The sequence below is a fragment of the Gallaecimonas zhanjiangensis genome (genome assembly GCF_057624825.1).
In genome coordinates this window covers 517,782-532,113 of the sequence record NZ_CM172603.1, presented here as the reverse complement: position 1 = coordinate 532,113, position 14,332 = coordinate 517,782, and the positions used below count along the sequence as shown (strand labels likewise).

The following is a 14,332-nucleotide window of genomic DNA, read 5'->3' as shown; positions in this document are numbered from 1 at the left end:
TCGTCGTCTTGCCCCTGGTGTAACACCAGTTAAACAAGCATAGTCAAAATATTGACAGTCATAGGCACAAAAAAAGCGGCTTTCGCCGCTTTTGCCTAAAAACTATACAGCAGTGTGAACGACGTCTCAGTATCTGTCTTTTCGGTATCTGCCGGCACATCCGAGGTGTACTTGATGCGGTAGGACACCTTCATGGCCAGGTTGCCCATCACGTTGGCCTGCAGCGAGGTCACGGACTCGGTAATGGAGTTACCGTCTTCCAGGCCAATCTCGGTGTTCAGCTCCTGGCGGAACAGCGAGGTGTCGGTGAGGTGATACTCAAATTTAGCCGCCAGGCGGCCAATGGCGCCACGGTCAGACTCGTCCCCTTCTTGGTAATCGCTGCTGTCGCGGTCAATTTCGTTGCTGCGATAACCGATACCGGCGGACGCTTCAAAAAAGGAACCATCTTCGACCTGCCAGAAGCGGTTACCGTAACCGGTAGAGACGCTGCTCTGGTAATCGTAACCGGAGAAGCGGTCCTTCTCGTAAGCGCCGCGAACGTACCAAAATTCTTTGTCGTTGAATTTATAGTCACCCTGCACAGCGCCACGGTAACGCTCGGCGGTGGTTTCCTCGTCAGAATCGGTATAGAGAGATTCCAGGTTGTAGGTATTACGCCAATGCTCCATATCTTGGGTAACGTTGAGCTTACCGTTGATATTGGTGGATTTGCTGTTCCCGGAGGTTACCAGCACCCCCAGCTCCATCGACCCTTTCCAAGTCTTTTTTTCACCTGGGGCGGTGGCCGCGTCATCGGCGTGGGCAGCCTGGGCGACAAGCATCGCCAACACAGGCAGGCTGTACTTCAACTTCATAAAACCTCTCCTCTGCAAAAGCGGGTAAAGTGTGCCTTAGCTACCCTTAAAACTCAAAAACTGAGTGTACATTCGAAAACCCTGTTATTTATCGGCTCGATCAACAAGATAAGAATGAGCAAAACCAAGGCATCAAGCAGCATGCCGGCCAGCTTAACAAGGCTGATGGGGGTATTTAAGGAGTCTTTGGGTAAATTGAGGCCTCAAACCCGCTTTTTATCGGTATTTGATGGCGTAATCCAACCCATGAGCAAGCGGTGAAGAGCAGACATTAAAAAAGGCGGCCTGGGCCGCCTTTTGCGTACTTAGTTGACCTTGGGGTCCAGCTCGCCTTTGGCGTAGCGCTCGGACATGGCGTCCAGAGACAGCGCTTTAATCTTGCTGGCTTGGCCGGCCGCGCCGAACGCCTCGTAGCGGGCGATACAGATATCGCGCATGGCATCGGTGCTGGCTTTGAGGAATTTACGGGGGTCGAATTCGCTGGGCTTTTGAGCCATGGCGCGGCGCATGGCACCGGTGGACGCCAGGCGCAGATCGGTATCGATGTTCACCTTGCGCACACCGTGCTTGATGCCTTCAACGATTTCTTCAACCGGCACACCGTAGGTTTCGGGGATGGCGCCGCCAAACTCGTTGATCACCTTCAGCCACTCTTGAGGCACAGAGGAAGAGCCGTGCATCACCAGGTGGGTGTTGGGGATGCGGCGGTGAATTTCCTTGATGCGCTCGATGGCCAGGATATCTCCTGACGGCGGGCGGCTGAACTTGTAGGCGCCGTGGCTGGTACCGATGGCGATGGCCAAGGCATCAACGTGGGTCAGTTTCACGAACTGGGCCGCTTCTTCCGGGTCGGTCAGCAGTTGGCTGTGGTCCAGCACGCCTTCGGCGCCGATGCCGTCTTCTTCACCGGCGGTGCCGGTTTCCAGGCTGCCCAGCACACCCAGCTCACCTTCCACAGACACGCCGCAAGCGTGGGCCATATCTACGGTGCGCTTGGTGACATCAACGTTGTAATCCCAGTCGGCCGGGGTTTTACCGTCGTCTTTCAAAGAGCCGTCCATCATCACCGAGCTGAAACCCAGTTGGATGGAGCGCTGGCACACAGCCGGGCTGGTGCCGTGGTCCTGGTGCATACACACCGGGATATGCGGGAATTCTTCAATGGCCGCCAGAATGAGGTGGCGCAGGAAGGGGGCGCCGGCGTATTTGCGGGCACCGGCAGAGGCCTGCACGATCACCGGGGCGTCCATTTTATCGGCCGCTTCCATGATGGCGCGCATCTGTTCGAGGTTGTTGACGTTGAAAGCAGGCAGGCCATAGCTGTGCTCGGCTGCATGGTCCAGTAGTTGACGTAGTGAAATCAGGGCCATGTTTCTAATCTCCTTATGGTGTGGGAAGCTGCCTGCTCCCCTCTTATGTAATCGTTTGAATGAGTCTAACAAAACAAGGCGACGCCAGGCGCCGCCTTATCCTGCTGTGTCAGCCTTTACTCAGCCGCGACTTTCCAGCATGGCCACTGCCGGCAGTACCTTGCCCTCGACAAACTCGAGGAAGGCGCCGCCGCCGGTAGAAATGTAGGATACCTGGCTCTTGATGCCGTACTTGTCGATGGCGGCCAGGGTGTCGCCACCACCGGCAATGGAAAAGGCGTCAGACTCGGCAATGGCCTTGGCCAGCACCTCGGTGCCTTTACCGAACTGGTCGAACTCGAATACCCCTACCGGGCCATTCCAGAGGATGGTTTTGGCAGATTTCAAAAGCTCAGCCAGGGCCTTGGCGCTGTCGGGGCCAATGTCGAGGATCATGTCGTCATCGCTAACGTCCTCAGCCGCCTTGATGGTGGCTTCGGCGTCCTCACTAAAGGCCTTGGCCACCACCACATCGGTGGGCAGCGGAATGGCCACTTTGTCCATCAGGGCGCGGGCGGTATCGAGCAGGTCGGCCTCATAAAGGGATTTACCCATGGGCTTGCCGGCTGCCGCCAGGAAGGTATTGGCGATGCCGCCGCCGACGATGATCTGGTCGCAGATGGTCGAAAGGCTGTTCAGCACATCCAGCTTGGTTGAGACCTTGGAGCCAGCAACGATAGCCACCAGCGGGCGCTGAGGGGCTTTCAGGGCCTTGCCAAGGGCGTCCAGTTCGGCAGCCAGCAAAGGACCGGCGCAGGCCACAGCGGCAAACTTACCCACGCCGTGGGTGGAGGCCTGAGCGCGGTGAGCGGTGCCAAAGGCGTCCATCACGAATACGTCGCAAAGGGCAGCGTATTGCTTGGCCAGGGTCTCGTCGTCTTTCTTCTCGCCCTTGTTAAAGCGCACGTTCTCCAGCAGCACCACTTCCCCGGCTTTGGCATCAACGCCACCGAGATAGTCGCGCACCAGGCGCACCGGCACACCCAACAGATCCTGCAGGTAGTCGGCCACCGGCTGCAAAGAGCTTTCTTCGTCAAAGACGCCTTCTTCCGGGCGGCCCAGGTGGCTCATCACCAGCACCTTGGCGCCTTGGTCCAGGGCCAGTTGAATGGTGGGCAGCGCCGCCTGGATACGGGCGTCGGAAGTGACTTTGCCGTCCTTGACGGGCACGTTGAGATCTTCGCGGATCAGGACCTTTTTACCGGCCAGATCCAGGTCTGTCATCTTGATGACGGCCATCAGTGCATCCTCGCAGAGAATAATCAGTTAACAGGTTTTGAGAGCCAGCAGTGGGCGGTGTCCACCAACCGGTTGGCAAAGCCCCATTCATTGTCGAACCACAGCAGCAACTTCAGCAGGCTGCCATCGGTCACCCGGGTTTGGGTGCCGTCGACGATCACCGAATGGGGGTTATGGTTGTGGTCCACCGACACCAGCGGCGCCGTGGTGAATTCCAAAATGCCCTTAAAGCGACCAAGGGCGGCCTGCTGCAACAGGGCGTTGACGGCGTCCACCGTCACTTCGCCAGCCATCTGCAGGCTCAAGTCCAGGGCCGACACGTTAATGGTGGGCACCCGCACCGAGATCGCCTCGAACTTGTCTTTGAACTTGGGCAGTACCCGGCCAACACCTCGGCCCAGTTGGGTATCCACCGGCACCATCGACTGGCTCATGGCCCGGCTCAGGCGCAGGTTGGGCTGGTAGCTGTCCAGCACCTGCTGGTCGTTCATGGCGGCATGGATGGAGGTGATCAGGCCCCGCTCTATGCCAAAGGCCTCATCCAGCAGCTGTACCACCGGCACCAGGCAGTTGGTGGTGCAAGAGGCGTTGGAGACGATACGATGGCTGGCTTTAAGCTCGCCGTCGTTAACCCCCATCACCACGGTGGCGTCCACGCCCTCGTCAGCGGGGTTTGACAGCAGCACCTTCTTGGCGCCAGCCAGCAAGTAAGCCTCGGCGTCGAGATGGTGGCGAATCATACCGGTGCAATCGATAACCAAGTCCACATCCGCCAGAGGCAGTTTTTCCGGATCAGGTTCGCTCAGCAACTCGATGGCATGCTCGCCAAGATAAAAGGTGGAACCTTCCAGGCGCATGGGCGCATCCAGGCGGCCATGGGTGGAGTCGTATTTGAACAGGTGGGCCATAGCAGCAGGTTCGGCAAGGTCGTTCACCGCCACTACCTTCAGCTCGCCCAGCAGGTTGCGTTCAAAAAGAGCGCGCAGCACGGCACGGCCGATGCGCCCAAAGCCATTGATGGCAACCGAATAGCTCATGTGCTTCCTTGAAAAAAGGCAGGCCACCGGCCTGCCTTTGCTACCTTACAGGCCCTCAGCAACGCTGACGACGTTCTCGACGGTAAAGCCGAACAGCTTGAACAGCTCACCGGCCGGGGCCGATTCACCGAAGGTGGTCATGCCCACCACAGCGCCGTTCAGGCCCACGTACTTGTACCAGTAGTCGGCGATAAGGGCTTCGATAGCCACCCGCTTGGTAACGGCCGCCGGCAGCACCGACTCTTTGTATTCTTTGCTCTGGGCATCGAAGACATCGGTAGCAGGCATGGACACCACGCGCACGGCGCGGCCTTTACCGGCCAATACCTCGGCAGCGTTCAGTGCCAGCTCCACTTCGGAGCCGGTGGCAATGAGGATGATCTCCGGGGTGCCTTCGCTGTCCTTGATGATGTAACCGCCTTTACGCACATCGGCTATCTGCTGGGCGCTGCGGGGCAGGCAAGGCAGGTTTTGGCGGCTGAAGATAAGGGCGGTGGGGCCATCGGCGCGCTCAACGGCGTGCAACCAAGCCACGGCGCTTTCGACGGTGTCGGCCGGGCGCCAGGTGCTCATGTTGGGGGTCAGGCGCAGGCTGGCCACTTGCTCCACCGGCTGGTGGGTGGGGCCGTCTTCACCCAGGCCGATAGAATCGTGGGTGTAAACGAAGATGCTGCGCTGCTTCATTAGCGCAGCCATGCGCACGGCGTTACGGGCGTATTCCATAAACATTAGGAAGGTGGCGCCGTAAGGAATGAAACCGCCGTGCAGGGCGATACCGTTCATGATGGCGCTCATGCCGAACTCGCGCACCCCGTACCAAATGTAGTTGCCGGAGGCATCGTCTTTGGTCAGCGGTTTGGAGCCAGACCACAGGGTCAGGTTGGAACCGGCCAAGTCGGCAGAGCCGCCCATGAATTCTGGCAACAAAGCGGCATAGGCTTCGATGGCGTTCTGGGACGCCTTACGGGTAGCAATCTTCTCGCCTTTTTCCTGGCAGGCCTGGATGTAGGCCTCGGCCTTGGCGGCAAAATCGGCCGGCAACTCACCGTTTTGGCGGCGAACAAATTCAGCAGCCAGCTCAGGGAAGGCGGCTTCATAGGCGTCGAACTTGGCGTTCCAGTCGCTCTCGACCTTGGTGCCTTTTTCTTTGGCGTCCCAACCGGCGTAGATGTCGGCCGGAATTTCAAAAGGCGCATAGTCCCACTTGAGGAATTCGCGCGCGGCTTTAATTTCGTCGTCACCCAGGGGGGCGCCGTGGCAGTCGTGGCTGCCGGCCTTATTGGGGCTACCGAAACCGATGATGGTTTTGGTGATGATAAGGGTTGGGCGGGTCAAGTCGCTGCGCGCTTCTTCAATAGCAGCCTTGATGGCGTCAGAGGAGTGGCCGTCCACGTCCCGCACCACTTGCCAGCCGTAGGCTTCAAAACGCTTGGCGGTGTCGTCGGTAAACCAGCCTTCAACGTGGCCGTCGATGGAGATGCCGTTGTCGTCATAGAAGGCAATCAGCTTGCCAAGGCCCAGGGTGCCGGCCAGGGAGCAGGCTTCGTGGGAGATACCTTCCATCAAGCAGCCGTCGCCCAAGAAGGCGTAGGTGAAGTGGTTGACGATGTCGTGGCCGGGGCGGTTGAACTGGGCCGCCAGGCTCTTCTCGGCGATGGCCATGCCCACGGCATTGGTGATGCCCTGGCCCAGGGGGCCGGTGGTGGTTTCTACACCGGGGGCGTAGCCGTACTCGGGGTGGCCCGGGGTGCGGCTGTGCAGTTGGCGGAACTGTTTGAGGTCGTCGATACCCAGATCGTAGCCAGAGAGGTGCAGCAGGGAATAGATAAGCATGGAGCCATGGCCGTTGGACAGCACGAAGCGGTCACGGTCAAACCACTGGGGGTTCTGGGGGTTGTGGCTCAGGTAATCGTTCCACAGCACTTCAGCAATATCAGCCATCCCCATAGGGGCGCCGGGGTGACCGGATTTGGCTTTCTGGACCGCGTCCATAGAGAGGGCGCGGATGGCATTGGCGAGCTGGCGACGGGAGGGCATCAATGTCTCCTGGATGGGTCCGTACACAGGGTAAAAAATCGGCCTTAGTTTCGCCCATTTGTAGCCCCGGGGGCAAATCAGTTGCGCCTTTCATGTTGCGGCGCGATGGGCTTTAATGGTGAGGGTCACAGGCCGGGGAATTTTTGCACAGAAGTACTGGAGTCTAGACGGCCATCTGTGTAATATCGCCGCCTTAATTTTGGGGCGTGGCGCCACTAACCGTGAGGCCGCGCTTTTCTTACCGACATTCAATGAGTTGAGTGGGAAATGACCAGACGTCTGTTTACTTCCGAGTCCGTTTCTGAAGGCCATCCTGATAAGATCGCCGACCAAATCTCCGACGCCGTCCTTGACGCTATCCTGGCCCAGGACCCGAAAGCCCGGGTTGCCTGTGAGACCTACGTCAAAACCGGTATGGTTATCGTCGGTGGTGAGATCACCACCTCCGCCTGGGTAGACATCGAAGCCCTGGCCCGTAAGACCGTTCGCGAGATCGGCTACACCAGTTCAGACATGGGCTTTGACGGTGACAGCTGTGCCGTACTGAATGCCATCGGCAAGCAATCCCCCGACATCGCCATGGGCGTTGACCGCAAAGACCCTTACGAGCAGGGTGCTGGCGACCAAGGCCTGATGTTCGGCTACGCGTCCAACGAAACCGACGTGCTGATGCCTGCCCCTATCACTTACGCCCACCGTCTGGTTAAGCGCCAGGCCCACGTGCGTAAGTCCAAGGAACTGTCCTGGCTGCGCCCCGACGCCAAGTCTCAGGTGACCTTCGTCTACGAAGACGGCAAGCCGGTGGCCATCGACGCCGTGGTACTGTCTACCCAGCACAGCCCCGACATCGACCAGCCTACCCTGCGCGAAGCGGTGATGGAGCACATCATCAAGCCGGTTCTGCCAGAAGAGTGGCTGACCGACAAGACCAAATACTTCATCAACCCCACCGGTAACTTCGTGATTGGCGGCCCCATGGGCGACTGCGGCCTGACCGGCCGTAAGATCATCGTTGATACCTACGGCGGCATGGCCCGTCATGGTGGCGGCGCCTTCTCCGGTAAAGATCCGTCCAAGGTTGACCGCTCCGCTGCCTACGCTGCCCGCTACGTTGCCAAAAACATCGTGGCTGCCGGCCTGGCTGACCGCTGTGAGATCCAGGTTTCCTACGCCATCGGCGTGGCCGAACCCACTTCCATCTCCGTGGAAACCTTCGGCACCGGCAAAATTGCCGAGGAAAAGATCGACGCCCTGGTTCGCGAGCACTTCGATCTGCGCCCTTACGGCCTTATCCAGATGCTGGATCTCAACAAGCCTATCTACCAGCCGACCGCCGCCTATGGCCACTTTGGCCGCGACGAGTTCCCCTGGGAGCGCACCGACAAAGCCGACGCCCTGCGTCAGGCTGCCGGCCTCAAGTAAGCTGCAAGCATCAAAAAAGGCGCCCGATGGGCGCCTTTTTTATTGGCCTTATCGGCCCTTGCCCTTAGGCATCAACAGCACCAAGAGATCGGTCCCCCGCTTCCCCTGCTGGCGAGCCAGCCCCTCAAGATTCTGGGCCGGGCTTACGACCTCAAAACCACTCTTTTTCAAGGTGGCAGTGACATCATCCAGCGATTGGCCCAACACCGGCGCCAGGGTGCTAAGGGGCGCCTGGGTCAGCAGCCCAACGGCCTGGAATATGGCGCCGCGGCCGCCACCGCCCTGCGGCTTGGCCATGGGCACCATGGAGGCGCCGGTCAGTACCAGGCACAACAGGATGATGCCCAGCGCCAGCCCCTTCCTGAAGTAGCCTTTAAAGCCCTTCCAGTGCAGCGCCAGGTGGAACACCACCCCCAGGATCATCAGCCAGCTCAGCCACTCGTGGGCCGGGCGTACCAAACCGATATTGATGTGGAAAAAGATCACCACACCGGTGACCGCTGAAATGACAAAACCCCCGATAGTCAGGGGAGTCGCCCATGCTTTCAAAGACATAACTAACTCAAAGGCAAATAAAAACCATTTTGCCCTGAGCCTTCACCAACAATTGTTAAATAGTGTTAACGCCCCAGATCTTCGAGGCGGCTGTTACCCACATTGGGGAACTGTTTGCGGTCCGCGTCGGTGGCTGTTTCGTTGCATTCACCGGTCAGGCGTTGAAAGCGCCCGGCCCGGGCGTTATCCAACTCCATATAGCCGGAGCGGCAATAACCGGTATCCAGCAATTTCTGGTTCACCTGGTCACTAAGATCCACGCTCTGATCGCTGTCATCGCCGCCTCTTTTACCGCCGCCTCCCGCCCCGTCTTGCGGGCCACCACGGCCACCACCAGGGCCTCCCATACCGCCTCCAGGCCCACCCTGACGGCCATGGCCGCCGGCCATTTCCTGGCTGAACACAAAGCGTTTGGAGCCATCACTGGTGATGTAAGTGGAAAAGTAGGTGCTGGGGCCATTATCATCGGGGCCGTCGTTGCGCCCCTGGCGGTCGCAACTGCAACAGGCCGTCAGCGCCATGACGCCGGCAAAGGAGAGCAGCAGGTGTCGCATGGGAATTCCTTATCAGGTGGAGTGGTTGTCCCCATCTGACCTCACAAGGATGCAACTAAAGCGCAAAGAAAGGTAAAGGGTGAGCAAAGAAGTGTTGGACCGGGCCGTAGAGGCCTGTTTTCAAAAAGCCGAAGCGCAATTTGGCCGCCGTTTTAGCCGCCCACGGGTCACCTTGGATCTGCGTGGCCGGGCCGCTGGCCAGGCCCATATGGGTAAGGGCCTGCTGCGTTTTAACCGCGCCATGTACCTTGCCAACCATCAGGCCTTTATCGACGAAGTGGTGCCCCATGAAGTAGCCCACTGGCTGGCCTGGCAACTCCATGGACCCCGCATCCAACCCCACGGCCCCCAATGGCAGGGGCTAATGACCGGGCTCTTTGGCCTGCCAGCTAAGCGCACCCATGATTTTGACGTGCAGGAACAAACCTTTAGCTACCACTGTGGCTGTCGCCAGCATCAGCTGACCATCAGGCGGCATAACAAGGTATTAAGAGGCGAGCGGTATCTGTGCCGGCGCTGCGGCGAACCGTTAAACCCCGGCAGCGCCGGTGGCGACGGCGGTCTGGCCTGAGCCTTCGCCGTTAAGGGAATTGAATTCCAGGGCAACCCCCATGGACAAAGCCTTGGACTGGGTTACGGTGGTGGCTTGGGGGTAGCTGACATTGAGCTGCTTATCACCCTTCCAGCTGACCGAGATCTCGGACGGCGGCACCTTGGCGGCCCACACCAGCTGGTGGTTGGCAAAATGCCAGAATGACTGAGGCTCGAGCATCACCTCGGTGACCGGTTGCTCACCACAGGTTCGCACCATCACCACGGCTTTATAGAATTGATTGGGGGAGGTTACGGTAGCGGTGACGTTTTTGTCACTGCAGGACGCCAACCACAAGGGGCTGGAAGCGATAAGCATTAGCTTGAGTCCTGGTGCATTGATCACGGTTTGCTCCGAACCAAAAGGCCTGAACTGGCCGAGGCTCATCATTACCCGAATATCAGCCGCTTGTCATCCTTTCTGCGCCGTAAAAGTCGACCGGATCCCAGCTCTTGGTAAGGAATATTGCCATTTGGCCACTTTCCCCGCTTGCCAAGGTTGATGGGCAATGGCAAGGTCGAGAGGTCATCAACAACGGTGTACACAACCCCCCTATGAGATAACTCTTTTCTAGCAGGAATTAACATGTGTTCTATCTTCGGTATTCTGGATCTTAAGACCGACCCTCAAGAGCTGCGTAAAACCGCCCTTGAGATGTCCAAGCGCATGCGCCACCGTGGCCCCGACTGGTCCGGTATCTATGCAGACAATAACGCCATCATTGCCCACGAGCGCCTGGCCATTGTCGACATGAATAATGGTGCCCAGCCGCTGTTGAATGCCGAGAAGAATAATGTGTTGGCCGTAAATGGTGAGATTTACAACCACAAGGCCATCCGCAAGCAGTACCAGGACAAATACCCGTTCCAGACCGAGTCTGACTGCGAAGTGATCCTGGCACTGTATCAGGAAAAGGGCGAAGCCTTCCTGGATGAGCTCAACGGCATCTTTGCCTTCGTGCTCTATGACGCCACCGACAACAGCTATCTTATCGGCCGCGACCACATGGGCATCATCCCGCTTTACATCGGCTGGGACAAAGACGGCAACTTCTATGTGGCCTCCGAGCTCAAGGCCCTGACCCCGGTGTGCAACCGGGTGGAGACCTTCCCTCCCGGCCATTACCTGTCGTCCAAGGACGGCGAGATAAAACGCTACTACCAGCGCGACTGGCAAAGCTTTGAGGCGGTCGAGAGTAACCAGAGCAGCGTCACCGAGCTGCGCGACGCCCTGGACGCCGCCGTCAAACGCCAGTTGATGTCCGACGTGCCCTACGGCGTGCTGCTCTCAGGCGGCCTGGACTCGTCCGTTATCTCGGCCCTGGCCCAGCGCCACGCCGAGCGGCGCATCGAAGACGACGACCAAAGCCAGGCCTGGTGGCCCCGGCTGCACTCCTTTGCCGTTGGCCTCAAAGGCTCGCCAGACTTGCTGGCAGCCCAAGACGTGGCCAAGCATATCGGCACCGTGCACCATGAAATCCACTTTACGGTGCAAGAAGGTCTGGATGCGGTGCGCGACGTTATCTACCACCTTGAAACCTACGATGTAACCACCATCCGCGCCTCCACCCCCATGTATCTGATGGCCCGTAAAATCAAGGCTATGGGTATCAAGATGGTGCTCTCAGGGGAAGGCTCTGACGAACTGTTCGGCGGCTATCTCTACTTCCACAAGGCCCCCAACGCCCAGGAGTTCCACGAAGAGACCCTGCGCAAACTCGACAAGCTCTACCTGTTCGACTGCCTGCGCGCCAACAAGGCCATGGCGGCCTGGGGCGTCGAAGCACGGGTGCCGTTTTTGGATAAAGAATTCATGGATGTGGCCATGCGCCTCAACCCCCAGGACAAAATGTGCGGCAACGGCAAGATTGAGAAGCACATTGTCCGTGAAGCCTTCGCCGATCTGCTGCCCGAAAAAGTGGCCTGGCGCCAGAAGGAGCAGTTCTCAGACGGGGTCGGCTACAGCTGGATAGACAGTCTCAAGGAGGTGACCGCAGCCGAGGTGAGCGATCACCAGCTGAAAACGGCCCAGTACCGTTTCCCGGTCAACACCCCTGACACCAAAGAAGCCTATTACTACCGCCAGATCTTCGAGGAGCATTTCGGTAACCTCGATTCGGTGGTAACCACCGTGCCCCACGGCAAGTCCGTGGCCTGCTCCACTCCGGCCGCGTTGGCCTGGGACGCCAGTTTCCAGAACAACGCCGATCCCTCCGGGCGGGCGGCCAAAGGGGTTCACCAAAGCGCCTATTGACCAGGAGTCGTATTCGTCATGGCACAAATCAGCGTCAAAGCCGTCCGCTACCAAGTAGACGGCATCACCTTTGAAGGCCACCTTGTCTACCAAGCTGGCAGCGCCCCCAGCCGGGGCCTGCTGATGGCACCGAATTTCTTCGGTATCAGCGACGCCGCCATTGCCCAGGCCAAACGGCAGGTGCGTGAAAACAGCGTGATCTTCGTGGCCGACCCTTTCGGCGTGGACACCCGTCCTCAAACCCCGGAAGAGGCCATGGCCGCTATGGGCCCGGTACGTGCCGACAACGCCATGCTGCGTCGGCGCATGAACGCCGCCCTGGATGTGCTCAAGGATGAAGCCGGCAAACTGGGTGTGGCCGCCGATAACCTGGCTGCCTTCGGCTTTTGCTTTGGCGGTGCCTGTGTGCTGGAGCTGGCCCGCCAGGCCGCTCCGGTCAAGGCAGTGGCCTCTTTCCACGGCCTGCTGCAAACCCCAGACCCAGCCAGCACCAAAACCCCGCAAGGGGCGGTACTGGTGCTAAACGGCGCCGCCGATCCGCTGGTACCCAGCGAGGCTATCGCCGGTTTCGAGCAGGAGATGAACAGCGTCAAGGCCGACTGGCAGCTGGTTAACTTCGGCGGCGCGGTGCACTCCTTCACCGACGAAGGGGCCGACCGCCCGGGCGAAAACCAATACAACGCCAAGGTCAGCCGCCGGGCCTTTGCCATGATGCACGACCTCTTCGACGAGGTGCTGGCGTAAAAAAAGCGGCCTTTTGGCCGCTTTTTTATTCCCCGTAAGCCCGCCTTAACAGCAGCTCCAAATCCGTACCGCCCGCCAGGGTGCCAAAGCTGTGCCCCCCTTCCCCCAATCTTGAGCGAATAAAGGCGTCGGCCACCGGCCCCGGCGCGCCCTTGGCCAGCAGCGCCCCTTGCAGGGTCAGCGCCAACAACTCGGTGATACGCCGCGCCTGGCTTAACGGGTCGCCCTTTAAAAGATGCTGCAGCTGGCGCCAGGCCATGGCCAGCAGCGGATGCTCGCCAAAGGTGCCGTCCAGCTCGCGCTGCCAGGCATCCAGGCACTCTGGCGCCTTTTGCAGGGCCCGCAGCACATCCAGCGCCTGGATATTGCCAGAGCCCTCCCAAATGGCATTGATAGGTGCCTCGCGGTAAAGCCTGGCGGTAATAAAGCTTTCCATCACGCCATTGCCGCCCAGGCATTCCATGGCCTCATAGGCATGCTGGGGGGTGCGTTTACAGATCCAATACTTGCCCGCAGCCGTGCCCAGGCGCAGCAGCAATTGCTCATAGGGGTGACTGGCGTTATCCAAAGCCCTTGCCATACGCAAGCTCATGGCCAGGCTCCCTTCTACCTCCAGTTGCAGATCGGCCAGCACCGCCGCCATCACCGGTTGCTCGACAAGGCGCTTGCCAAAGGCCTGGCGGTGGCGAGCGTGATGCACCGCCTGCAACAGCGCCTGGCGCTGTCCACCGCTGGAGCCCAGCATGCAGTCAAAACGGGTCAAAGACACCATCTCGATAATGGTCTGCACGCCTTTACCTTCTTCTCCCAGCAACCAGCCGCAGGCACCCTTGAGCTCCACTTCGCTGGAGGCGTTGGAGCGGTTACCGAGCTTGTCTTTGAGGCGTTGTACCTCGATGGCGTTTTTTTGGCCCTGCCACCAGCGCGGCACCAAAAAGCACGACAGCCCCGCTGGCGCCTGGGCCAGCATCAAAAAACCGTCAGACATGGGGGCCGATAAGAACCATTTGTGGCCCACCAGCTCATAACTGCCGTCCCCCAACGGCAGGGCGCGGGTCTCGTTGGTCCGTACATCCGAGCCGCCCTGTTTTTCGGTCATGCCCATGCCAAGGGTCAGGCCAGGCTTTTGTTGCCAGGGCTGGTTGGTGCCGTCGTATTGGCGCGACATCAGCTTTTGATGCCAATCGGGCTTGAAGCGTTTGAGTACCGGGGCGGCGGCAAAGGTCATGGTGATGGGGCAACCATGGCCCGCTTCCAACTGGCAGTGCAGGTAATATTTGGCGGCGCGGGTCACATGCATGCCTGGTACTGGGCTTTGCCAGGGCGAGGCGTGCAGCCCTTCCCCCACCGCCAGGGCCATCAGCTGATGGTAACTGGGGTGATACTCCACCACATCGATACGATGGCCAGTGCGGTCGTGGCTTTCAAAGACAGGGGGATGGGCGTTAGCGGCAAAGCCCAGAGCCAGCATGTCGGGCTGGGTCAACAGGCGGCCGTAACGGTGCAGATCGTCGATGCTGGCAGCCGCCCCTTCGCGGCGCACCCCCTCGACCAGGGCGGTATCCAGGGCAAAACCATCCACATCCTCTAAAGGCGGCGTCTGGTTTTGGACGTCATGGGTGGAAAACATGAT

13 protein-coding genes are annotated in these 14,332 nt (G+C 59.3%); 4 read left to right on the top strand and 9 right to left on the bottom strand.

What is annotated here, in order from left to right:
• Positions 1-95: 95 nt before the first annotated feature.
• The 5 genes from AC22G1_RS02505 to tkt all read right to left on the bottom strand — a co-directional run bounded on the left by AC22G1_RS02505 (position 96) and on the right by tkt (position 6,579).
• Positions 96-857 carry a DUF481 domain-containing protein gene (locus AC22G1_RS02505; protein ID WP_487315374.1) on the bottom strand — a complete coding sequence of 254 codons (762 nt, stop codon included), beginning with the start codon at positions 855-857 and terminating at the stop codon, positions 96-98.
• Between the two features lie 305 nt (positions 858-1,162).
• Positions 1,163-2,227, bottom strand: a complete 1,065-nt coding sequence (gene fba / locus AC22G1_RS02500; protein ID WP_050659342.1) for a class II fructose-bisphosphate aldolase — start codon at positions 2,225-2,227, stop codon at positions 1,163-1,165.
• 120 nt (positions 2,228-2,347) lie between these two features.
• Positions 2,348-3,505, bottom strand: coding sequence for a phosphoglycerate kinase (locus tag AC22G1_RS02495; protein ID WP_487315373.1), 1,158 nt, complete (start codon positions 3,503-3,505; stop codon positions 2,348-2,350).
• Between the two features lie 23 nt (positions 3,506-3,528).
• The gene (locus AC22G1_RS02490; protein WP_487315372.1) at positions 3,529-4,542 is read right to left on the bottom strand and encodes a glyceraldehyde 3-phosphate dehydrogenase NAD-binding domain-containing protein; all 1,014 of its coding nucleotides are present in this window, start codon (positions 4,540-4,542) and stop codon (positions 3,529-3,531) included.
• Between the two features lie 45 nt (positions 4,543-4,587).
• On the bottom strand, positions 4,588-6,579 hold the full coding sequence (tkt, locus tag AC22G1_RS02485) for a transketolase (protein WP_487315371.1): 1,992 nt from the start codon (positions 6,577-6,579) through the stop codon (positions 4,588-4,590).
• A 267-nt stretch (positions 6,580-6,846) separates the two neighbouring features.
• On the opposite strand from tkt, the gene metK reads away from it, so the two are divergent.
• On the top strand, positions 6,847-8,001 hold the full coding sequence (gene metK / locus AC22G1_RS02480; protein ID WP_050659338.1) for a methionine adenosyltransferase: 1,155 nt from the start codon (positions 6,847-6,849) through the stop codon (positions 7,999-8,001).
• 48 nt (positions 8,002-8,049) lie between these two features.
• Here the strand turns inward: metK and AC22G1_RS02475 are convergent, their stop codons facing one another.
• Together AC22G1_RS02475 and AC22G1_RS02470 are read right to left on the bottom strand one after the other, a co-directional pair.
• Positions 8,050-8,556 (bottom strand): DUF4405 domain-containing protein, encoded by a 507-nt coding sequence (locus tag AC22G1_RS02475; RefSeq protein ID WP_487315370.1) that lies wholly within the window; start codon positions 8,554-8,556, stop codon positions 8,050-8,052.
• 65 nt (positions 8,557-8,621) lie between these two features.
• Positions 8,622-9,110: a hypothetical protein gene (locus tag AC22G1_RS02470; RefSeq protein WP_487315369.1), complete on the bottom strand. Its 489-nt coding sequence runs from the start codon at positions 9,108-9,110 to the stop codon at positions 8,622-8,624.
• 79 nt (positions 9,111-9,189) lie between these two features.
• Here AC22G1_RS02470 and AC22G1_RS02465 point away from each other — a divergent pair, with 79 nt between their 5' ends.
• Positions 9,190-9,681, top strand: coding sequence for a SprT family zinc-dependent metalloprotease (locus AC22G1_RS02465; protein WP_050659335.1), 492 nt, complete (start codon positions 9,190-9,192; stop codon positions 9,679-9,681).
• Here the strand turns inward: AC22G1_RS02465 and AC22G1_RS02460 are convergent.
• Positions 9,640-10,020: a hypothetical protein gene (locus tag AC22G1_RS02460; protein ID WP_050659334.1), complete on the bottom strand. Its 381-nt coding sequence runs from the start codon at positions 10,018-10,020 to the stop codon at positions 9,640-9,642. The genes AC22G1_RS02465 and AC22G1_RS02460 overlap by 42 nt on opposite strands.
• A gap of 267 nt (positions 10,021-10,287) precedes the next feature.
• Between AC22G1_RS02460 and asnB the strand changes: the two genes are divergently transcribed.
• Complete coding sequence (asnB, locus tag AC22G1_RS02455) at positions 10,288-11,955, top strand: asparagine synthase B (RefSeq protein WP_487315368.1); 1,668 nt, start codon at positions 10,288-10,290, stop codon at positions 11,953-11,955.
• Between the two features lie 18 nt (positions 11,956-11,973).
• Positions 11,974-12,699: a dienelactone hydrolase family protein gene (locus tag AC22G1_RS02450; protein ID WP_487315367.1), complete on the top strand. Its 726-nt coding sequence runs from the start codon at positions 11,974-11,976 to the stop codon at positions 12,697-12,699.
• Positions 12,700-12,724: 25 nt separating this feature from the next.
• Here the strand turns inward: AC22G1_RS02450 and AC22G1_RS02445 are convergent, their stop codons facing one another.
• Positions 12,725-14,329 carry an acyl-CoA dehydrogenase family protein gene (locus AC22G1_RS02445; RefSeq protein WP_487315366.1) on the bottom strand — a complete coding sequence of 535 codons (1,605 nt, stop codon included), beginning with the start codon at positions 14,327-14,329 and terminating at the stop codon, positions 12,725-12,727.
• Positions 14,330-14,332: the final 3 nt, after the last annotated feature.